The sequence below is a fragment of the Wolbachia pipientis genome (assembly GCF_023661085.1).
In the GTDB taxonomy this organism is placed as follows: Bacteria; Pseudomonadota; Alphaproteobacteria; order Rickettsiales; family Anaplasmataceae; genus Wolbachia.
The window spans coordinates 1-2,933 of sequence record NZ_JAHDJT010000141.1 but is presented as its reverse complement, the minus strand read 5'-3'; the positions used below and the strand labels follow the sequence as shown (position 1 = coordinate 2,933).

2 protein-coding genes are annotated in these 2,933 nt (G+C 33.4%); both read left to right on the top strand.

Annotated features, from left to right (window positions below):
• The first annotated feature begins 164 nt into the window (after positions 1-164).
• Positions 165-1,658 carry a murein biosynthesis integral membrane protein MurJ gene (murJ, locus tag DM84_RS05595; protein ID WP_250778988.1) on the top strand — a complete coding sequence of 498 codons (1,494 nt, stop codon included), beginning with the start codon at positions 165-167 and terminating at the stop codon, positions 1,656-1,658.
• On the top strand, positions 1,655-2,933 hold a 1,279-nt coding region (locus DM84_RS05590; protein WP_458783143.1), incomplete at its 3' end, for an AsmA family protein. The genes murJ and DM84_RS05590, both read left to right, overlap by 4 nt.

Genomic DNA, 2,933 nt, shown 5'->3' with positions numbered 1-2,933 from the left:
CATTTTAACCTGTACAGATTGGGAAGTTAAACAAATAGCTTCAATACTATAATAATGGGACTGGCGAAGGTTGTCAAGTAGTTTTTTTCTTATATGTCAAAGCTGGTTTGATATGCGAAGAGTCTATTGACACTACGTATAATCTGGAGTAGTGGTAAATAGCAATGTTTAAAAGTATTTTCACATTTAGTTTTTTTACGGCTATTTCAAGGATCTCAGGACTAATAAGGGATATATTAATTGCCATGGTTGTTGGCGCAACTCCTCTTGCAGATGTATTTTTTTCTTCGTTTCGCTTTGCCAATCTATTTCGGGCGTTTTTTGCAGAGGGAGCGTTCACTACCTCTTTTATACCGTTATATTCAGCAGAATCACGTGATAATAAAAAAGCATTTAGCTTTGCGAGTAGCACAATATCTCTTACGTTTATTGTTTTATTGATTTTTTGCCTTATCACGCAGACTTTCTTTCCTTATATGATTCAAGTACTCACTCCTGGATTTGATCAAAGCAAACTTGCCCTCACTGTGGCTTTATTAAGAATTATGATGCCCTACATAATTTTTGTGTCAATTGCATCACTAATTGGTGGAATGCTGCAAGTAAAGCAACATTTTGCTTCAACAGCCATTGCACCGATCATTTTGAATCTCTGTTTAATTGTTAGTTTACTTGTGCCTTACATAAAAACACCGGCTCACAATCTCTCCATAGCTGTCCTGATTGGAGGGATTTTTCAACTATTGTTGATGCTGTTCAGTGCATATAAATTAAAGGCTGCATTTTTTTTTAGCATAAAATTGAGTGATGAAGTAAAGTTATTTTTTAAGCGTGTAATACCAGCAATTATCAACAATTGTGTAACTCAGATAAGCCTATGGATTGATACAGTTATGGCCAGTTTTGTACCAAATGCGGTGTCCTATATATATTATGCCGATAGACTAAATCAACTACCGCAAGGAGTAATTGGTACTGCAATTGGTACAGTGCTTCTTCCTTTAATCTCAAAACAAGTAAATGATACTGAAAGTATAGCCAAAATACAGAGTAAAGCTCTCAATGTAGGATTAATATTAGTTATGCCAACAACCGCTGCTTTTATTATTATTCCTGACATAATTTTACTTACGCTTTTTTCTTACGGTAAGTTTGATCACTATGCAGTGCAACAAACTGCTCCTACGTTGATAGCGCTTTCTCTTTCTTTACCTGCATTTATTATAAATAAAGCGTTGCTACCCACGTTTTTTGCTAAGGGCGATTTAAAAATACCAACTATATTCTCACTAATGTGCCTTGGAATTAATGTGGTGCTAAACCTCTTGTTAATGCACAAATATCAGCACACAGGAATTGCTATCGCTACTTCCATTTCCACTTGGATAAATTCTATTCTGCTAATTAATTATCTAACAATAAATAAAATGTATAAGATTAGCCAAGTATTACTATTAAATATCGTAAAAATTCTTATTGCAACATTGGTCATGTCAATAGTTCTTTATGTTTCTAGCTCCTTATCAGCAGGACTATTTCTCGATAAAATATTTGCTCGTGTCATCCATTTAGCAGCGCTAATATTTTTAAGTGTCGTTGTTTATTTTGGTACTCTTTATCTAATATTTATGGGTGATTTTAAGTATATAAAACTATGAGATTTTCTATATACACAATATTATCAATCTCTTTGGTATTGATCCTTTTGCACATTGCTGCAACTTTCAAGGACTGGAATAACTACAAGGAACATATTGTGCAAAAATTAGAAAATACATACAACGCTAAAGTACGCATTGGAGGAAAAGTCAAAGTTTCACTAATTACTCCAAAGCTCACTATTTATAACGTGTACATTCAGTCCAACAACAATAGAGAGCAAAAATTACCGGATTTGACTAGCATAAATAAAATTGAAGTAAGGCCATCCCTTCTATCGTTATTTTTGCTTTCGCTACAACCAAAGTCAATTACATTATTTGGTATGAAAAGCAGTAAAGAAAATTTTGTTAATATTACAAATGAGCAAGCCAGTAAGGTTGATATAGTAATAAAAGATAGCCAAGTAAGTTTAAGCAATAACTTCGTTGATTATAGCAATATTGTTAACATAAAAGAGATTGCTATTAAGAGAAGTGGGCAATTCTCTGGTGAAGTGAAGGTAGGTGACAATAGTTATGATTTTTCAGGAAAGGTTGATATTACAAAAAAGAATGTACACATTAATGTCGAATCAAACTTTATAAAGTTGCTATTTACAGGCAACAGAAATCAAGAAGGACTCCAGGGCAAGCTAACACTGACAATTAATAACAGTTCTGATTTTGTAAATGATCTAGCAAAGATTATCAATCTTAGCTTTCTTGCTTATGCTATCCCTAGTGAAAATACCGAGATATCGTCTAACATCAACCTCAATGAAGATGAGTTTGCAGCAACTGATTTAAGAATCGACTCCAAAAGCATGCAAGCCAGCGGTACAATACGAAATGATAGAAAAAATGATCACACTAACGTCAATATTAGCTTTAGTAAAGTTGATTTGGATTCTATACAAAATGACTCACGAAAAACAACGGAGATAAAGGATCTCTTAGAATGTTTTAGAGATGTTGTGCCAAAAAACTTGAGCCTAGACTTTAATGTGGAGGTTTCAAATATTCAATACCAAAACAGAGCATTGGATAAATTTCATGCTATATTAAAATTCGCTGATGGCGAAGTAAAAGTTGATACGCTACTTCAATTTCCTGGAGCCAATAACATGTTTCATCTATCGGGAAAAGTCTCAAATAATGGTACCTTATCTGAATTTAATGGTGGTTTATTGGTAAAAGGAGATGATTTCGAGTCGTTCATTTCATGCTTTTTCCCTTCTGTAAGGATAAAAGAAAGCGAAAAAAATCAATTTACAATAAGTTCCAAATTACACC